The sequence below is a fragment of the Microbulbifer sp. MCCC 1A16149 genome, assembly GCF_050368945.1.
Classification (GTDB): Bacteria; Pseudomonadota; Gammaproteobacteria; order Pseudomonadales; family Cellvibrionaceae; genus Microbulbifer.
In genome coordinates this window covers 2,808,106-2,822,322 of record NZ_CP185959.1, presented here as the reverse complement: position 1 = coordinate 2,822,322, position 14,217 = coordinate 2,808,106, and the positions used below count along the sequence as shown (strand labels likewise).

The 14,217-nt window shown below is 57.7% G+C and carries 9 protein-coding genes and 1 other RNA gene; 8 read left to right on the top strand and 2 right to left on the bottom strand.

Features of this window, described 5'->3' with window-relative positions; translation table 11 throughout:
- Position 1: 1 nt before the first annotated feature.
- Positions 2 to 844 carry a 6-carboxytetrahydropterin synthase gene (locus ACONT6_RS11925; RefSeq protein ID WP_428818726.1) on the bottom strand — a complete coding sequence of 281 codons (843 nt, stop codon included), beginning with the start codon at positions 842 to 844 and terminating at the stop codon, positions 2 to 4.
- Between the two features lie 293 nt (positions 845 to 1,137).
- On the opposite strand from ACONT6_RS11925, the gene ffs reads away from it, so the two are divergent.
- The 7 genes from ffs (at position 1,138) to ACONT6_RS11890 (ending at position 10,942) form a co-directional block, all read left to right on the top strand.
- Positions 1,138 to 1,234, top strand: an RNA gene (ffs, locus tag ACONT6_RS11920) — signal recognition particle sRNA small type.
- Between the two features lie 512 nt (positions 1,235 to 1,746).
- Positions 1,747 to 3,507 (top strand): M2 family metallopeptidase, encoded by a 1,761-nt coding sequence (locus ACONT6_RS11915; protein WP_428821508.1) that lies wholly within the window; start codon positions 1,747 to 1,749, stop codon positions 3,505 to 3,507.
- Between the two features lie 254 nt (positions 3,508 to 3,761).
- Positions 3,762 to 4,232: a Dps family protein gene (locus tag ACONT6_RS11910; RefSeq protein WP_428818725.1), complete on the top strand. Its 471-nt coding sequence runs from the start codon at positions 3,762 to 3,764 to the stop codon at positions 4,230 to 4,232.
- 520 nt (positions 4,233 to 4,752) lie between these two features.
- Entirely contained in the window at positions 4,753 to 7,167 is a 2,415-nt protein-coding gene (locus ACONT6_RS11905) for a TonB-dependent receptor (RefSeq protein WP_428818724.1), read from the top strand.
- Positions 7,168 to 7,364: 197 nt separating this feature from the next.
- A complete protein-coding gene (locus tag ACONT6_RS11900) occupies positions 7,365 to 9,368 on the top strand; it encodes a sulfotransferase (protein ID WP_428818723.1) in 2,004 nt (667 codons plus the stop codon).
- Between the two features lie 234 nt (positions 9,369 to 9,602).
- Positions 9,603 to 9,941 carry a PadR family transcriptional regulator gene (locus tag ACONT6_RS11895; RefSeq protein WP_428818722.1) on the top strand — a complete coding sequence of 113 codons (339 nt, stop codon included), beginning with the start codon at positions 9,603 to 9,605 and terminating at the stop codon, positions 9,939 to 9,941.
- A gap of 29 nt (positions 9,942 to 9,970) precedes the next feature.
- Complete coding sequence (locus tag ACONT6_RS11890) at positions 9,971 to 10,942, top strand: hypothetical protein (RefSeq protein ID WP_428818721.1); 972 nt, start codon at positions 9,971 to 9,973, stop codon at positions 10,940 to 10,942.
- A gap of 13 nt (positions 10,943 to 10,955) precedes the next feature.
- On the opposite strand, the gene ACONT6_RS11885 is transcribed toward ACONT6_RS11890, so the two are convergent.
- Positions 10,956 to 11,852 carry a LysR substrate-binding domain-containing protein gene (locus ACONT6_RS11885; protein WP_428818720.1) on the bottom strand — a complete coding sequence of 299 codons (897 nt, stop codon included), beginning with the start codon at positions 11,850 to 11,852 and terminating at the stop codon, positions 10,956 to 10,958.
- 269 nt (positions 11,853 to 12,121) lie between these two features.
- Here ACONT6_RS11885 and ACONT6_RS11880 point away from each other — a divergent pair, with 269 nt between their 5' ends.
- Positions 12,122 to 14,095 (top strand): acetoacetate--CoA ligase, encoded by a 1,974-nt coding sequence (locus tag ACONT6_RS11880; protein WP_428818719.1) that lies wholly within the window; start codon positions 12,122 to 12,124, stop codon positions 14,093 to 14,095.
- The last annotated feature ends 122 nt before the right edge of the window (positions 14,096 to 14,217 follow it).

The following is a 14,217-nucleotide window of genomic DNA, read 5'->3' as shown; positions in this document are numbered from 1 at the left end:
GTTAGCGCTTCGCCGAGGCGATGGCGCCCTTGCCGATACCCTCGTAGGCGCGCACCTGAATCTCGCGGCCCGGGTGCGCAGTGGCCAGCTGATCAGCCATGTACTGGGCCAGCTGTTCCACCGTGGTATCACATTCGAGGATTTCACAGCGGTCTGCCGGGATGCTGAGAGTAAAGGCCCCCTGGCGCGCACTGTAGGCGAAGTGCAAAGTCTGCTCGGACTCGGACTGCAGGTCTTCTCGGGTGCCCAGGTAAATATCTGCCCAGCGCTCTGCCCATTCGCTTTCCAGTTGCGGGCTGCGTTGTCCGTCGACATCGATGCGGATGCGCGAGCGGTGTCCGTGGGCAATCCGCTGGCAGTTTCCGTCGTGTTTCTTCAGCCCGTGGCTGTAGTGATAAAAAGGCGTATCGATCGCTTCGCTGGTGAAACCGAGGTGCAGCTTATCCACACTGGTGGGAAAGATGCCATCCAGCTCGCCCACGCACCAGGTCGCCACCGACTCGGGCGTGATCGACTCGGCAGCCACCAGGGCGAAGGCCTGGGCCGGCCCGCCGACGGAAATAGTCTCACCGCTGTCGAGCTTCCACTCCAGCTGGATGCCATCTTCGCGCTGTTCAATGGACAGCTGTGGGGACCGGGTGGGTACCAGCAGGCGGTGGTCCAGCTCTGTATCCAGCCAGTTGCGCAGGGTTTTCTTCACGATGCCGAAATCGCACACCATGCCCTGCTCGTCCAGAGCACCGTCGAGGGCGGCGTTGGCCAGCCAGGTTTCGCCAACGATGCCGCGGCTGCGGTGGAGATAACTGAAATCCACGTTGGTGAGGCTGTCGACAAACAGGTGCATAAGGTTTCCGGTCAGAAGGTGGCTGAGAAATGGACGAAGGGCCCGGATTCGGGCGCCGCACAGTATAGCTTTTTGCCATGGCAATTTGGCGCTTTGGTGGGAGGTTTTTCCCTGCCCTGCATTAACTATTTTGTCGTGAACCAAATTGGGGCTGGATACTGGCGCCACGAGTCTCTATAATCGCGCCCTCTTCGAGCGCAGGTCGTTATATGGCGACTGGCTCCAGGGTGGTAGCCGGACAGCGACAGCTGTCGATTAGTGCTAGCCTGAGTGCTCGAGCGTTGTGGCGGCCCTTCCGGTCTCCTCGCAATGATCAGCTGTGAACCCCGCCAGGCCCGGAAGGGAGCAACGGTAGCAGTGACATCATGTGCCGGGGGTGTGCTGGTTGGGCTGCCTCCAATTTCCTCCGGGCTTCCTGCCCACCCCGATTCTCCCTCTCTCATTGTTTATCCGTCTCTGACCGCGGTTGTCTTTGCGCGCGGCTGTGTACTTTCTGGTCAACTGCCTCGCCAGTGAATTTTTCGCCCGTCCATGTTTGCGAAATAATCCTCCAAATCGCCGTGGTTAGAGGGAATTTTGTGCCGATGTGTTCCGTTGGTCTGCGGCCTCATCCCGCCATCGGAGAACCGTGTGCTATAAATCGCGACAGTAAAAGATTTTCTCTTCGCCCTTATCCGGGCTGGTCCCAGCCAATAATTCAATAAAGACACCAGAGGATACCGATGAAAAAACTAGCCTTGGTCATCGCCGTCGCCGCTGCTGCGGCTGCAGCAGGTTGCGATAGCGGAAACGACAAATCTGGAGCTCAGGCACCAGTGCCGTCCTCCGCCACAGAAGTGTCCTACGGGGCTGACAATACCAGTGCAGGCACAGTGGCCCAGGCCGATGGTGCCAGTGATGCAATGGACGCAAAAGACGCCAAGGCTTTTCTGGACAGTGCCCAGGAGCGGCTGGAGACAGTGGCAGAAGAAGTCAGTCACGCGAGCTGGCTGGCGTCCACCTACATCAATGTCGATTCCCAGTTCACCGAAGCGCTGGCGGTAGAGCGATACACCGCACTGGCAGTGGAGCTGGCCCAGGAGGCGGCCAAGTTTGATGATGTGAAGCTGGATCCGGAAACCCGCCGCATGCTCACCATGCTGAAGCAGGGCCTGGTATTCCCGGCGCCGAACGACCCCAAGCTGACCGCAGAGCTGGCCCAGATCGGTTCAAAAATGCAGGGTATGTACGGCGCGGGAAAATACTGCCCGGAACAAAAGTCGGGGGATGACACTGCCGAGGGTGATGAAAAAGGTAAATGCTACACCCTGACAGAAATGGGCCAGATGATGGCCAACAGCCGGGACCCCAAGTTGCTCAAGGACCTGTGGGTAGGCTGGCGCAAAGTGTCTCCGCCGATGAAGCCGCTGTACGAGCGCCAGGTGGAAATCGGCAATGCCGGCGCCAAGGAACTCGGTTACGACAACCTGAGTGTCATGTGGCGTTCCAAATACGATATGCCCGCGGATGAATTCGCCGCTGATATGGATAATCAGTGGGGCAAGGTAAAGCCGCTGTACGAAGCGCTGCACTGCCATGTGCGCGCGAAGTTGAACGAGCACTACGGTGACGACGTTGCGCCAGCCAGCGGCAAAATCCCGGCGCACCTGCTGGGCAATATGTGGGCGCAACAGTGGGGCAATGTTTACGAGATCGTCAAAGACGACGATATGCAGGCGCCCTACGATCTCACCAAGCTGGTTGTGGATTCCGGCATGAGTGAGAAGGATATGGTGAAGGCGGGGGAGACCTTCTTTACCTCCCTAGGCTTCAAGCCACTGCCAAAAACTTTCTGGGAGCGTTCCCAATTCGTGCAGCCGCGTGATCGCGATGTTGTGTGCCACGCGAGTGCCTGGAACCTGGATGGCCAGGACGATATCCGCATCAAGATGTGCATCAATAAAACCGGTGAAGATCTGGTAACCATCCATCATGAACTGGGACACAACTTCTATCAGCGTATCTACAACAAGCAGCCGTACCTCTACAAAGAGGGTGCCAATGATGGTTTCCACGAGGCAGTCGGGGATACCATCGCGCTCTCCATTACGCCGAAGTACCTGAAGCAAATCGGCCTACTGGAAGAAATTCCCGGCGCGGACAAAGATATCGGTTACCTGATGCAGCAGGCGCTGGACAAGATTGCTTTCCTGCCGTTTGGTTTGCTGGTAGACAAGTGGCGTTGGCAGGTGTTCAACGGTGAGGTGAAACCGGGGGATTACAACAAGGCCTGGTGGAAGCTGCGCGAAGAGTATCAGGGTATCGAAGCCCCGGTGCAGCGCAGCGAAGCGAATTTCGATCCGGGTGCGAAGTATCACATTCCGGGCAATACCCCGTACTCGCGTTATTTCCTGGCGCACATTCAGCAGTACCAGTTCCATCGCGCGCTGTGTGAAGCCGCCGGGGAAACTGGCCCACTGCATCGCTGCTCCATTTTCAAAAATGATGCCGCCGGTAAAAAACTGCGCGATATGCTCGCCATGGGCGCGAGCAAGCCGTGGCCGGATGCCATGGAAGCACTTACAGGCCAGCGTGAACTGGATGCGTCCGCCATTGTGGATTATTTCCAGCCACTGATGGCTTATCTGCAGGAGCAGAACAAGGATCGTCAGTGCGGTTGGTAATAGCGAGCGCGCGATGAGCGTGATGAAAAAGTATTGCGCGCTTATTGGTTGAGGCTATTGACCGTATATTCACAGTCAATGGCCTCGGGGGTTTGAAAAAAAATCTGTGACCATAGTATTAGGGATGACTTGATATGAATCAGGTGGAAACTCCTTTTGGGGATTCATCATCTGAATGAAATATCCAGGGCTGCCAAGCGTGCACTGTGCCCTGATTAATGGATTAAACCCGAGCCAACAAAAAGAGGCTGCTAATGAGCAATATTGATATCGGTATTGGTGAGAAAGATCGCGAACAGGTTGCCGAAGGACTGAAGCGTCTCCTCGCAGACTCCTATACCCTGTATCTGCAGACCCACAACTTCCATTGGAATGTTACCGGGCGCCTGTTCCGTGAGCTGCACCTGATGTTTGAAGAGCATTACACCGAGTTGGCTACCGCGGTGGATGATATCGCCGAGCGTATCCGTACCCTGGATGTTGTCGCTCCGGGTACCTACAAGGCATTTGCCGAGCTCAGCTCCATCAAGGAAGTAGAAGATGTTCCTGCGGCGGAAGAGATGGTGCGCATCCTTACCCAGGGGCACGAACAGGTCGTAAAAACCTGTCGTGAAGTATTGAAGGCGGCACAGGATGCCGATGACGAATCCACCGCAGCGCTGGTGGGAGACCGTATGCGTGTCCACGAGAAAACTGCGTGGATGCTGCGGGCCACCGCGCAGTAGCCTGCATTTTTTCACTTCGTTTCTTGAAATGGCCCGCTTTCAGCGGGCCATTTTTTTATCTGTTTTTTTAATTTTGTTGCCAGTTACGACGCGAAGGGGGTGGGGGGAGCGTGAGCGCGAATACTGGGCCGCTGTGACGCGCGACATCTGCTTTGAAAAATAAAATTTACAGTTCGAAATAGTTTGAATGGGTGGTCAGCGGTAAGGTCGCTTAATAAATGAACGATATTGGCTGAATTTATCGGGTAAGGTTTATCTTTTGGCGCCATCTCTATAGAATTTTCGCGCAACTCGGCACCTGGAGCTGAATGTTAATTCGCTGCTCCGCCCTCTATAGCACTGCAAAAGGCCTATGGAATCTGGTCTGAAAGGCAGCTTTAGCTATTCATAATAATTACACCACTAAGTTTTAGCGAGATGATGCATGCGTTCCTGCAGGCGGCCTGTGCCGTCATGCGGCAGTGTGCTGTTGTGGGTTTTTTGTGTCGGGAACACGCCAATAATTCGATAGGAGATCTCTGTGTTCAAAAAAAGAAAGCTTCACAGCGCCATACTTGCGGCGACCGCTGCGGTACTGGGGAGCCAGCCAGCCCTTGCCCAGCCGCGGCAAATCGAAGAGGTGACGGTTACCGCGACCAAGCGCGCAGCAAGCACCCAGGATATCCCTGTGACGGTTCAGGCGCTCGGTGAGCAGAACCTGGAGAACCTGAACGTCGCCAACTTTGATGACTACATCCGCCACATGCCGAATGTGACTTCTGGCGGCCGTGGACCGGGTCAGTCGTCTATCTATATTCGCGGTATGGCTACGGAAACCATTGCCACCCAGCTGTCCCAGGCCAATGGCTCCGCTCCGAACGTTGCCCTGTACGTGGATGAGGCGCCGGTGAGCGTCGGCGGCCGCAACCTGGATGTCTACGTGACCGATATCGAGCGCGTGGAAGTACTAAAAGGCCCACAGGGCACTCTGTTCGGCGCCAGCTCCCAGGCGGGTACCGTGCGGCTGATCACCAACAAGCCGCGCCTGAATGAATTCGAACTGAGCATCGATGCTGGCCTCGCCACCACCAAGGATGGCGAGATGTCCGATACCCTGGAAACCGTGGTCAACCTGCCGGTGATCGATGACAAACTGGCGGTGCGCGTGGCGGCTTACCAGTCCAACGAAGGCGGTTATATCGACAACGTTGCCGGTACCTACACCCCGGATGCGGAAGTAAACCCGGCCTGGGAAGGGCTGCCGGTATCCAGCGCCACCAACGAAGACCTGGTGGAAAAAGACTTCAACGATGCCAGCTACCAGGGCGCGCGCGTAGGTGTGAAGTACGTTATCAATGACGACTGGGAAGCGCTGGTACAGCACACGCACCAGGACCTGGAAGCGGACGGTGTATTTGACCACGACCCGGAAAACGTGGACGATCTGGAAGTGCGTCGTTACTTTGAAGATTCCCTCGACGACAGTTTTGATCTCACCAGCTGGACCCTGGAAGGCCGTCTGGCGGCGCTGGATGTCGTCTACACCGGTGCCTACCTGGATCGCGAAGTCGAGCAGTCCATGGACTACACCGGCTACAACGATGTGGGCGCCTACGTGGCTTACTACACCTGTGACTACGTCGATACCTGTTACGACCCGACCAAGGGCTACGTCGGTCTGGTGGAAAACACCCGCACCAGTCACGAATTGCGTTTCTCCACTCCGGAAGAGCATGCGCTGCGCTTTACCGGTGGCGTCTTCTATGAAGATGTGGAAATTCTCGACCGCGGTAACTTCGTCTACGCCTCTGTAGCCGACCTCGGCTTCCCGGAAAACTACCCGCGTGGCTGGTCTCCGGACACCACTGACCCGAACAAAGCCACTGCCATTGACCCGAGCGCGCGTCCGGCAGAAGTCGCGTTCTTTAACGATATCACCCGTACTGAAGAGCAATTGGCGTTCTTTGGTGAGCTGTCCTACGACCTAACCGAGCAGCTGACTGCGACCGTGGGCGTGCGTCGTTACGATATCGACGTGGAACTGCTGGGCTCTGCCAACTCCGCCTTCGGTAACTCTCCACAGTTCGCCGATGGGGTCGACGTAGACCAGTACGGTGACAACCTGGATTCCAAGTGGGTGGAAGCGGGTATCGAGACGCCGCTGAACGAAAGTGACACCATCACCAAGTTCACTCTGAGCTACACACCCAACGATGACGTCCTGCTGTATGCGACTTACTCCGAGGGCTTCCGTCCGCCGGCGTATAACCGCGGTGGCGGCAATGGCAACGAAACCACGACCGTGCCATACACGGTGACCACGGATACCGTCGATAACTACGAGGCCGGTTGGAAAGCCAGCCTGGTGGACAACACTCTGCAGTTCAACGGCAGTGTCTACCGTGTTGACTGGAAAAATATCCAGACTGCGGTATTCGACCCCAGCGTTTACTTCCTGTTCTACCTCGATAACGCACTGGATGCGCAGATCAATGGTATTGAAGGGGACGTAACCTGGTTGCCCACGGACAACCTGCAGATCACTGGTGCCTTCTCCTACAATGACACCGAGATCACCGATGTGCCGGGCAGTGCGGTGAACGTTGCCCCGGAAGGCAGCGAGCTGGCTCTGTCTCCGCCTCTGCAGATGAACCTGCGTGCGCGTTACGAGTGGACCGTGTCCCAGTTTGACGCCTACTGGCAGGCCGGTGTGCAGTACAGCGATGAAGCCTGGAGCTCCATCGTGGTCCAGCCCAACGATCGCTTCAAGCAGGATGCTTACACCACGGCTGACGCGTCTGTGGGTCTGCGTGAAATGCACTGGGGTGCCGAGCTGTACGCGGAAAACCTCACCGATGAGCGCGCCGAGTTGTTTATCAACACCCTGGACAATTCCAAGCGCATCACCACCAACCGTCCGCGCACCCTTGGTGTACGGGTGACCTACGATTTCTGATCTCAGGATTGGAAATGCTGTCGGGTCACGGATTGATCTTTCATTGATCCTGTGACCCCGATACTGTGGTTTCAAATTGGGATTCCAGATCAGGATTCCAAATTGGAATCGCGAAATTTTCGCCATGTCGGCCGATACCGGCATGGCGATACACTTCCCAACGTATTCCCCGATCAAGTAACCGCGAGCGACTGAACGTGTCTTCTTCTCCTTCCGACCCCGCTTATCAGGCATCTCTCTCGGAAATCCGCAGCGCAATGAAAAAGCGCGATTTTACCGGTGCCCGGGATCAGGCTTCCGCCCTGTTGGAAAGGCGCCCGGAAGATTTGGAAGCGCTTTATCTGCTGGCGGCCAGTCAGCGCTACCTTGGTGAGCACCGCGACGCGCTGCTGACACTGGAGCGCCTGTTGTCCCAGGATAGTGGCAACGCCCGCGGGTACCAGGAGCGCGGACATAATGCCGCGCAGCTGGGGGATACACGCGCTGCTTGCGAGGCTTTTCGTCGCGCCACCGAACTGAATCCCGCCCTGCAGGCCAGCTGGCGCGGGCAGGCACTGGCACTGCGTGCGCAGGGTGAGACTGGCGCTGCAGAACATGCACTGCGCCAATTCCAGCACCTGCAAAAGTTGCCGCCGGAATTATTGAGTGCCGCCAGCCTGTTATACGAGCGCAAGCTGCACAAAGCGGAACAGCTGTGCCGGACATTTTTGCACAAGCACCGACATCATCCGGAGGGCATGCGCCTGCTTGCGTTAGTGGGGGCGGAACTCGGTATTCTCGATGATGCAGACTTCCTGCTGGAGAGCTGCCTTGCGCTGTATCCGGATTTTCACCAGGCACGTTTTGATTACATCGGAGTACTGCGCAAACGACAGAAGTTTGCCGCCGCCCTGGAGCAGGCCCGGTTACTGAAAGAACAGCAGGGCGGTCGCCAGGCGGACATCCTGTTTGCTACCCAGAGTGCCATGGTGGGCGACTACAAGACGGCGCTCGCCACTTACGATCGGGTACTGAGCGAGGCACCGGAGCTGCACGGTGTGCATCTGCAGCGCGGCCACACTCTGAAGACCATCGGCGATGCGGACGCGGCCAATCGCGCCTATCACGATGCCTGTCGGGTCAAGCCGGATTTTGGCGATGCTTACTGGAGTCTCGCCAATATGAAAACCTACCGCTTCGGAGAAGAAGAAATTGCGCGCATGCGCGAGCTGGAAGCGGCTCGCTCTACCGCGCGCGAGGATCGCTATCACCTGTGTTTTGCCCTGGGCAAGGCGCTGGAAGATAGAAAGGTATTTGACGAGGCATTCCACTGGTATGAAAAAGGCAATGCGCTGAAGCAGGAGGAGTGTCGCTACAGTATCGAGCAAAATCGCCGCGATACTGACCTGCAGATTGCCCACTGCACCCGCGAGCTGTTCGACAAGCACACAGGCGCTGGTTGCGATGCACCGGACCCGATCTTTATCGTGGGCCTGCCCCGTGCCGGCTCAACGTTATTGGAGCAGATACTCGCTTCCCATTCTCAGGTGGATGGCACTCTGGAGCTGCACAATGTCCTCGCCACCGCGCGCCGCCTCGATGGCCGTCGCCGCGCCAGTGAAGAGCCACGTTATCCTGCGGTGTTACATGAACTGGAGGGAGAGAAGCTTGTACAGCTCGGGCAGCGCTATCTCGACGAGACTCGCACTCACCGCGACGGGGCACCGCTGTTTATCGACAAGATGCCCAATAACTTCCGCCACATCGGTTTGATCCAGCTGATGCTGCCCAATGCGAAAATTATCGACGCCCGCCGCCACCCGCTGTCCTGTTGTTTCAGTGGTTTCAAGCAGCTGTTTGCCGAGGGCCAGGAATTTACCTACGGTCTGCAGCAGATTGGCGAGTACTACCGCGACTATGTACGGCTGATGGATCACTGGGACAGCGTGCTGCCGGGCAAGGTATTGCGGGTCCACTACGAGGATGTGGTGGGCGACCTGGCAGGGCAGGTGCGGCGGATACTCGACTATTGCGGCCTGCCGTTTGAGGCTGACTGTATCGATTTTCACAAAACCGAACGCGCGGTGCGCACACCCAGCGCCGAGCAGGTGCGTCAGCCGATCTATCGCAGCGGCGTTGCGCAGTGGAAGCATTTTGAAGCCGAGCTGGCCCCGCTAAAAGCACTGCTGTCGGCAGAGATTGAGGCTTACCCGGCCGGGTAAGCTGTAGGTGGCAGGCCGGCTCGGCCCGCGTGGCAACGGTCTCCGCCTCTTCGTATAACTCCCCGCAAACTTCATCAAGCAAGTCCCCCCTGTAATCCTTCTCGTAATTATTTCTGTAACCCCGTCAGGGCCAGCCTTTTGGTGATTGTGGCGCCAATTGCACGATCCCCTGTTGCGTAAGAGTACTGTGTGGTGCACAGTATTTACTGTGTGGCACACAGTATGAGGTGGTGAATGGGACAGGCGCCGGAAAAACTGGACAGACTGTTGATGGAAGTGCGGCGGGGTGCGCTCACCCTGGCGGTGCTGCTGGCGCTGCGCGAGCCGCATTACGGCTATTCGCTGCGCAAACGCCTGGGCGCAAAAGGCCTGGAAATTGACGAGGGCACTCTGTATCCGTTGTTGCGCCGCCTGGAGGACCAGGGGTTGTTGCGCAGCCACTGGCTGCAGGAAGAGGGCCGCAAGCGGCGCTTTTACCAGATCGACGCTGGCGGCGAGATTGCTCTGACGCAGATGCGCGCGGAGTGGCTCCGTCTGAATAGTGTGATTGATCAACTCGGCATTCAGGGATAGCGCACGGTTACGTTGGGCGGAGTGCCGGAATGAAAAACTTATTCGAGGGAAATTGGATGAGCTGGGTACAGCGATATATCGACAATGTACGGACTTACCTGCCGGCGCAATTGCGTGAAGATGTCGGCAATGAACTTTATTCGGATCTGCAGGACCAGTGCGATGAGCTGAGTGATTCTCTGGGGCGCCCCCTGACCGATGAGGAAGTGCTCACTTTGATCGCGAAAAAAGGCCACCCGATGGTGGTTGCGGCGGGTTACCAGTCCCGCCGTTCGCTGGTCAGCGAGCCGCTGTTTCCAGTGTATCTACAGGTACTGAAATTGGTGATTGCTGTGATTGCCGTGGTCTCTGCGATTGACGTGATTGCAGCGTTATATTTTGAGGTAAAGGTGAATTTTGTCCGCGCTGCCGTGAGCTGGTTTGCCGGCGTATACGAGGGTGCTATTCACGCATTTGCCTGGGTAACCCTGGTGTTTTTCCTTGCCGGCGGAAAACTTGGCTACGGCAAGGTACTCGAAAACTGGAATCCGCGCGCGCTGCCGAAAGTCGCCCATGGTGGTCGCCGCATACAGCGCTTCGACTCCGCGGTGGAGTTCGCGGTGACGCTGCTCGCCATGGCCTGGGTGAATGATATCTGGAGACTGCCGATGGCGGAGGGCGGGCTGACATTTTCTCCCGCGTTTGAGGCAGCTCTGCCGTGGTTGAATATTGCCCTCGGGCTCAGCGTGGTGATGTCACTGATCAAACTGGTGTCGCCCTACTGGACGCAACCACGACTCTATGCAGACATTGCCCTGAACATTTGTTGGTTGGGGTTACTGGTGGTCTTGATGTCAATCTACCCGCCTTTTTCACTGGTGTGGCAAGGCGGGGAAGTTTGGCAGCCGAGCGCCGGTGGCTGGCGTGCTGGTGTGGGTATTGTGATCGCAATTACCGGCTGGGATCTGCTGCAGAACCTGCGTGTGCTGCTGCGGCAGCGGGCGGAATCCGCAGGGCGGTAGCCAGCCCCCCGCGTTAAACGCTTGGGGCGGTGGCAATGCGTTTAAAGGCGGCGGCGGCGGCAGAAAGTCCGCCACTGCTGCGGGTCAGAATACCCACCTGATGCACCACCTCCGGTTCCGCCAGTGGTTTGCACACCAGCCCGTAGCCGCGCATCTGCTCCTCACACAGACTGGGCACGGCACTGACGCCGAGCCCGGATTGCACCAGCCTGCCAATGGTGCTGAGCTGGTTTGCCTCACACAGCAAACGGGCGGCCTGCGCCCCGGGCTGACATCCGGCGAAGGCGCTGTCCGTCCAGCGCCGTACCGCGGATCCTCGATTCATGGCAATAAATGCCTCCTGTGCGAGGTCGTGCCAGCGCAGGTTTTTCTTTTTCCCCAGTCGGTGTCCCGCGGGCAGTACCGCAATAAAGCGATCATCGGCGATGGGGGTGAAGCTGAGGTTGCCAAGGTCATCCGGGCGGAAACTGATGCCCAGTTCCGCGCGTCCGTCCTGAACCGCACTGACCACCCGTTCCATCACGATATCCTCTATCACGATGTTGATATCCGGGTGTCGCCGGTGAAACTTCTCCAGCAGGGCGGGCAGCTGGTTGAGGGCATAGGCGGGAATCGCAGCAATGGAGAGCTGCCCGTGTTGCAGCTGGAAGCGCTGTTGCACCGCATCCAGTGTGTTATCCCAGTTGTGCAGCAGTTGCTGGGCGCGCTCCACAAACTGGGTACCCTCGGGGGTGAGCACCAGTTGCCGACCGTCCCGGCTGAACAGTTCACCGCCCAGGGATTCCTCCAGGCTGCGAATGGCGATAGAGATAGCCGGCTGCGATACGTGCAGCTGCGCACTGGCCTCCGCCAGACTGTGGGTGCGGGCCACAGCCACGAAGGCCCGCAGTTGCTTGATGGTGGCGCTCACGTCGGATTTCCCCTGTTGTGGTCATGGCCCGGATAAAGCGTATATTAAGTAAATGTTAACAAATATAAAAAAGTTTAAATTAGTTTTAACTGTTAGACCAAGGCATGATTGTCTCCATGGCGAGACCGCGAATAATGATCAGCGGTCACAGCGAGGTGGCGCAGGCGGAGATCGCCCGCGCACCCACACAAACCAATAACAAGCGCCATACTTGCGGGAAGCTGTTTCCTCGCAGGTTTCCGCAGCAAAATCGAGAGAGTTTGGTCGAGATGAGCAATCCCGTAGCGCCCCTTTGGCAACCCACCCCCGAAGCCGTAGCCCGCACCCAGATGGATCAGTTTCGTCGCCGGGTGAACGAGCAGCATGAGACTTCACTGCCGGATTACAGCGCCCTGTACCAGTGGTCTGTGGATAACCGGGCCTCCTTCTGGAGTGAGCTGTGGGATTTTGGCGAGGTTGTCGCCAGTGAGCGCGGCGAGCGGGTATTGGGGAAAGACACCATGCCCGGCGCCGAGTGGTTTCCGGATGCGCGACTGAACTTCGCCGAAAACCTGCTGAAGTTCCGCGATGATCGGGTCGCCTTGATCGAACGTCTCGAGAACGGCCGTCGCCGCCAGCTGACCTATGCTGAGCTCTTCGACAAGGTTGAGCAGCTGGCATCGGCTCTGGTCAGTGCCGGTGTTGGCAAGGGCGACCGGGTAGCGGGTTTTATGCCCAACATCATCGATACCGCAGTGGCGATGCTCGCCACTACCAGCCTGGGCGCGATCTGGACCTCCTGTTCCCCCGATTTCGGAATCAACGGGGTGCTGGACCGCTTCGGCCAGGTGGAACCGAAGGTGCTGTTCGCCTGTGAAGGCTATTTCTATAACGGCAAGACTATTGATTCCCTGCCGCGCCTGGCACAGATCGTCGAGCAGATTGAATCCATCCAGCAGCTGGTGGTGGTACCCGTGGCGCGCGACGCGGCGCAGACAGCGGATGCCATCGGTGACCTCGACAGGGCCATCACACTGGACGCGTTTACCGGCACTGCGCCGACCCGTGCACTGAGCTTTGAGCAGACCGAATTCAACCACCCGCTGTATATCATGTACTCCTCCGGTACGACCGGCGTGCCCAAATGTATCGTGCACGGTGTGGGCGGTACCCTGCTGCAGCATATTAAAGAACACCGTCTACACACGGATATTTCCCGCGACGACACCCTGTTTTACTTCACCACCTGTGGCTGGATGATGTGGAACTGGCTGGTGAGCGGACTGGCCTGTGGCGCCACCCTGGTGTTGTACGATGGTTCGCCGTTCTACCCGGCAGCCCAGTGCCTGTGGGATATGGCGGACGAGGAAAACATCAGTGTGTTCGGCACCAGTGCCAAATACATTGCCGCGCTGGAAAAAGCCGGCTGCAAACCCTGTGAGAGCCACAAGCTGGAGCGTTTGCGCGCGGTACTTTCCACCGGCTCCCCACTGGCCCACGAGGGGTTCCGTTACGTGTACCGGGATATCAAGTCGGATGTCTGCCTGTCTTCCATTTCCGGCGGTACCGACATTGTCTCGTGTTTTGCCCTGGGCAATCCGGTGTTGCCGGTGTATCCCGGCGAGTTGCAGTGTCGCGGACTCGGTATGGCGGTAGAGGTCTGGAACGACGACGGCAAGGCGGTACTGGAAGACAAGGGAGAGCTGGTTTGCGCCAAGTCTTTCCCGTGTATGCCCATCGGTTTCTGGAATGATCCCGACGGCAGCAAATACCACGGTGCCTACTTCGACAACTGGCCCGGTGTCTGGGCCCATGGGGACTATGCGGAAATCACCGAACACGGCGGCGTGATCATCTATGGTCGTTCCGATGCGGTGCTCAATCCCGGTGGTGTGCGTATCGGCACCGCAGAAATCTACCGCCAGGTGGAAAAGGTTGAGGAGGTGCTGGACAGCATCTGCATCGGCCAGGAGTGGCGTGACGATGTACGAGTGGTGCTGTTTGTGGTGTTGCGTGAAGGCCTGACCCTGGACGACGACCTGATCCAGAAGATTCGAACCACGATTCGCGCCAATACCACGCCCCGCCATGTGCCGGCCAAAGTGATCCAGGTTGCGGATATCCCGCGTACCATCAGCGGCAAGATTGTGGAGCTGGCAGTGCGCAACGTGGTGCACGGTAAGCCGGTCAAGAATCAGGAGGCGCTGGCCAATCCGGAAGCGCTGAAGCTGTATGAAAAACTGCCTGAGCTCGCTGGTGAATAACTGCCGCCAGGCGAGCCGCGGTAACCGGCAAAAAAGCCGGATTCAGCAGACTGATCCGGCACAAGGCTAGGCATTTTTTTCAGCAAGCTGTGGCCCGGGAACTAAGGTTCCCGGGCTTCTGC

What these genes read in the sequence shown, in the direction of transcription:
- ACONT6_RS11880 (WP_428818719.1), top strand. Translation starts at nt 12,122, where the DNA reads ATGAGCAATCCCGTAGCGCCCCTTTGGCAACCCACCCCCGAAGCCGTA.
- ACONT6_RS11915 (WP_428821508.1), top strand. Translation starts at nt 1,747, where the DNA reads ATGGACGCAAAAGACGCCAAGGCTTTTCTGGACAGTGCCCAGGAGCGG.
- ACONT6_RS11925 (WP_428818726.1), bottom strand. Translation starts at nt 844, where the DNA reads ATGCACCTGTTTGTCGACAGCCTCACCAACGTGGATTTCAGTTATCTC.
- ACONT6_RS11910 (WP_428818725.1), top strand. Translation starts at nt 3,762, where the DNA reads ATGAGCAATATTGATATCGGTATTGGTGAGAAAGATCGCGAACAGGTT.
- ACONT6_RS11895 (WP_428818722.1), top strand. Translation starts at nt 9,603, where the DNA reads ATGGGACAGGCGCCGGAAAAACTGGACAGACTGTTGATGGAAGTGCGG.
- ACONT6_RS11890 (WP_428818721.1), top strand. Translation starts at nt 9,971, where the DNA reads ATGAAAAACTTATTCGAGGGAAATTGGATGAGCTGGGTACAGCGATAT.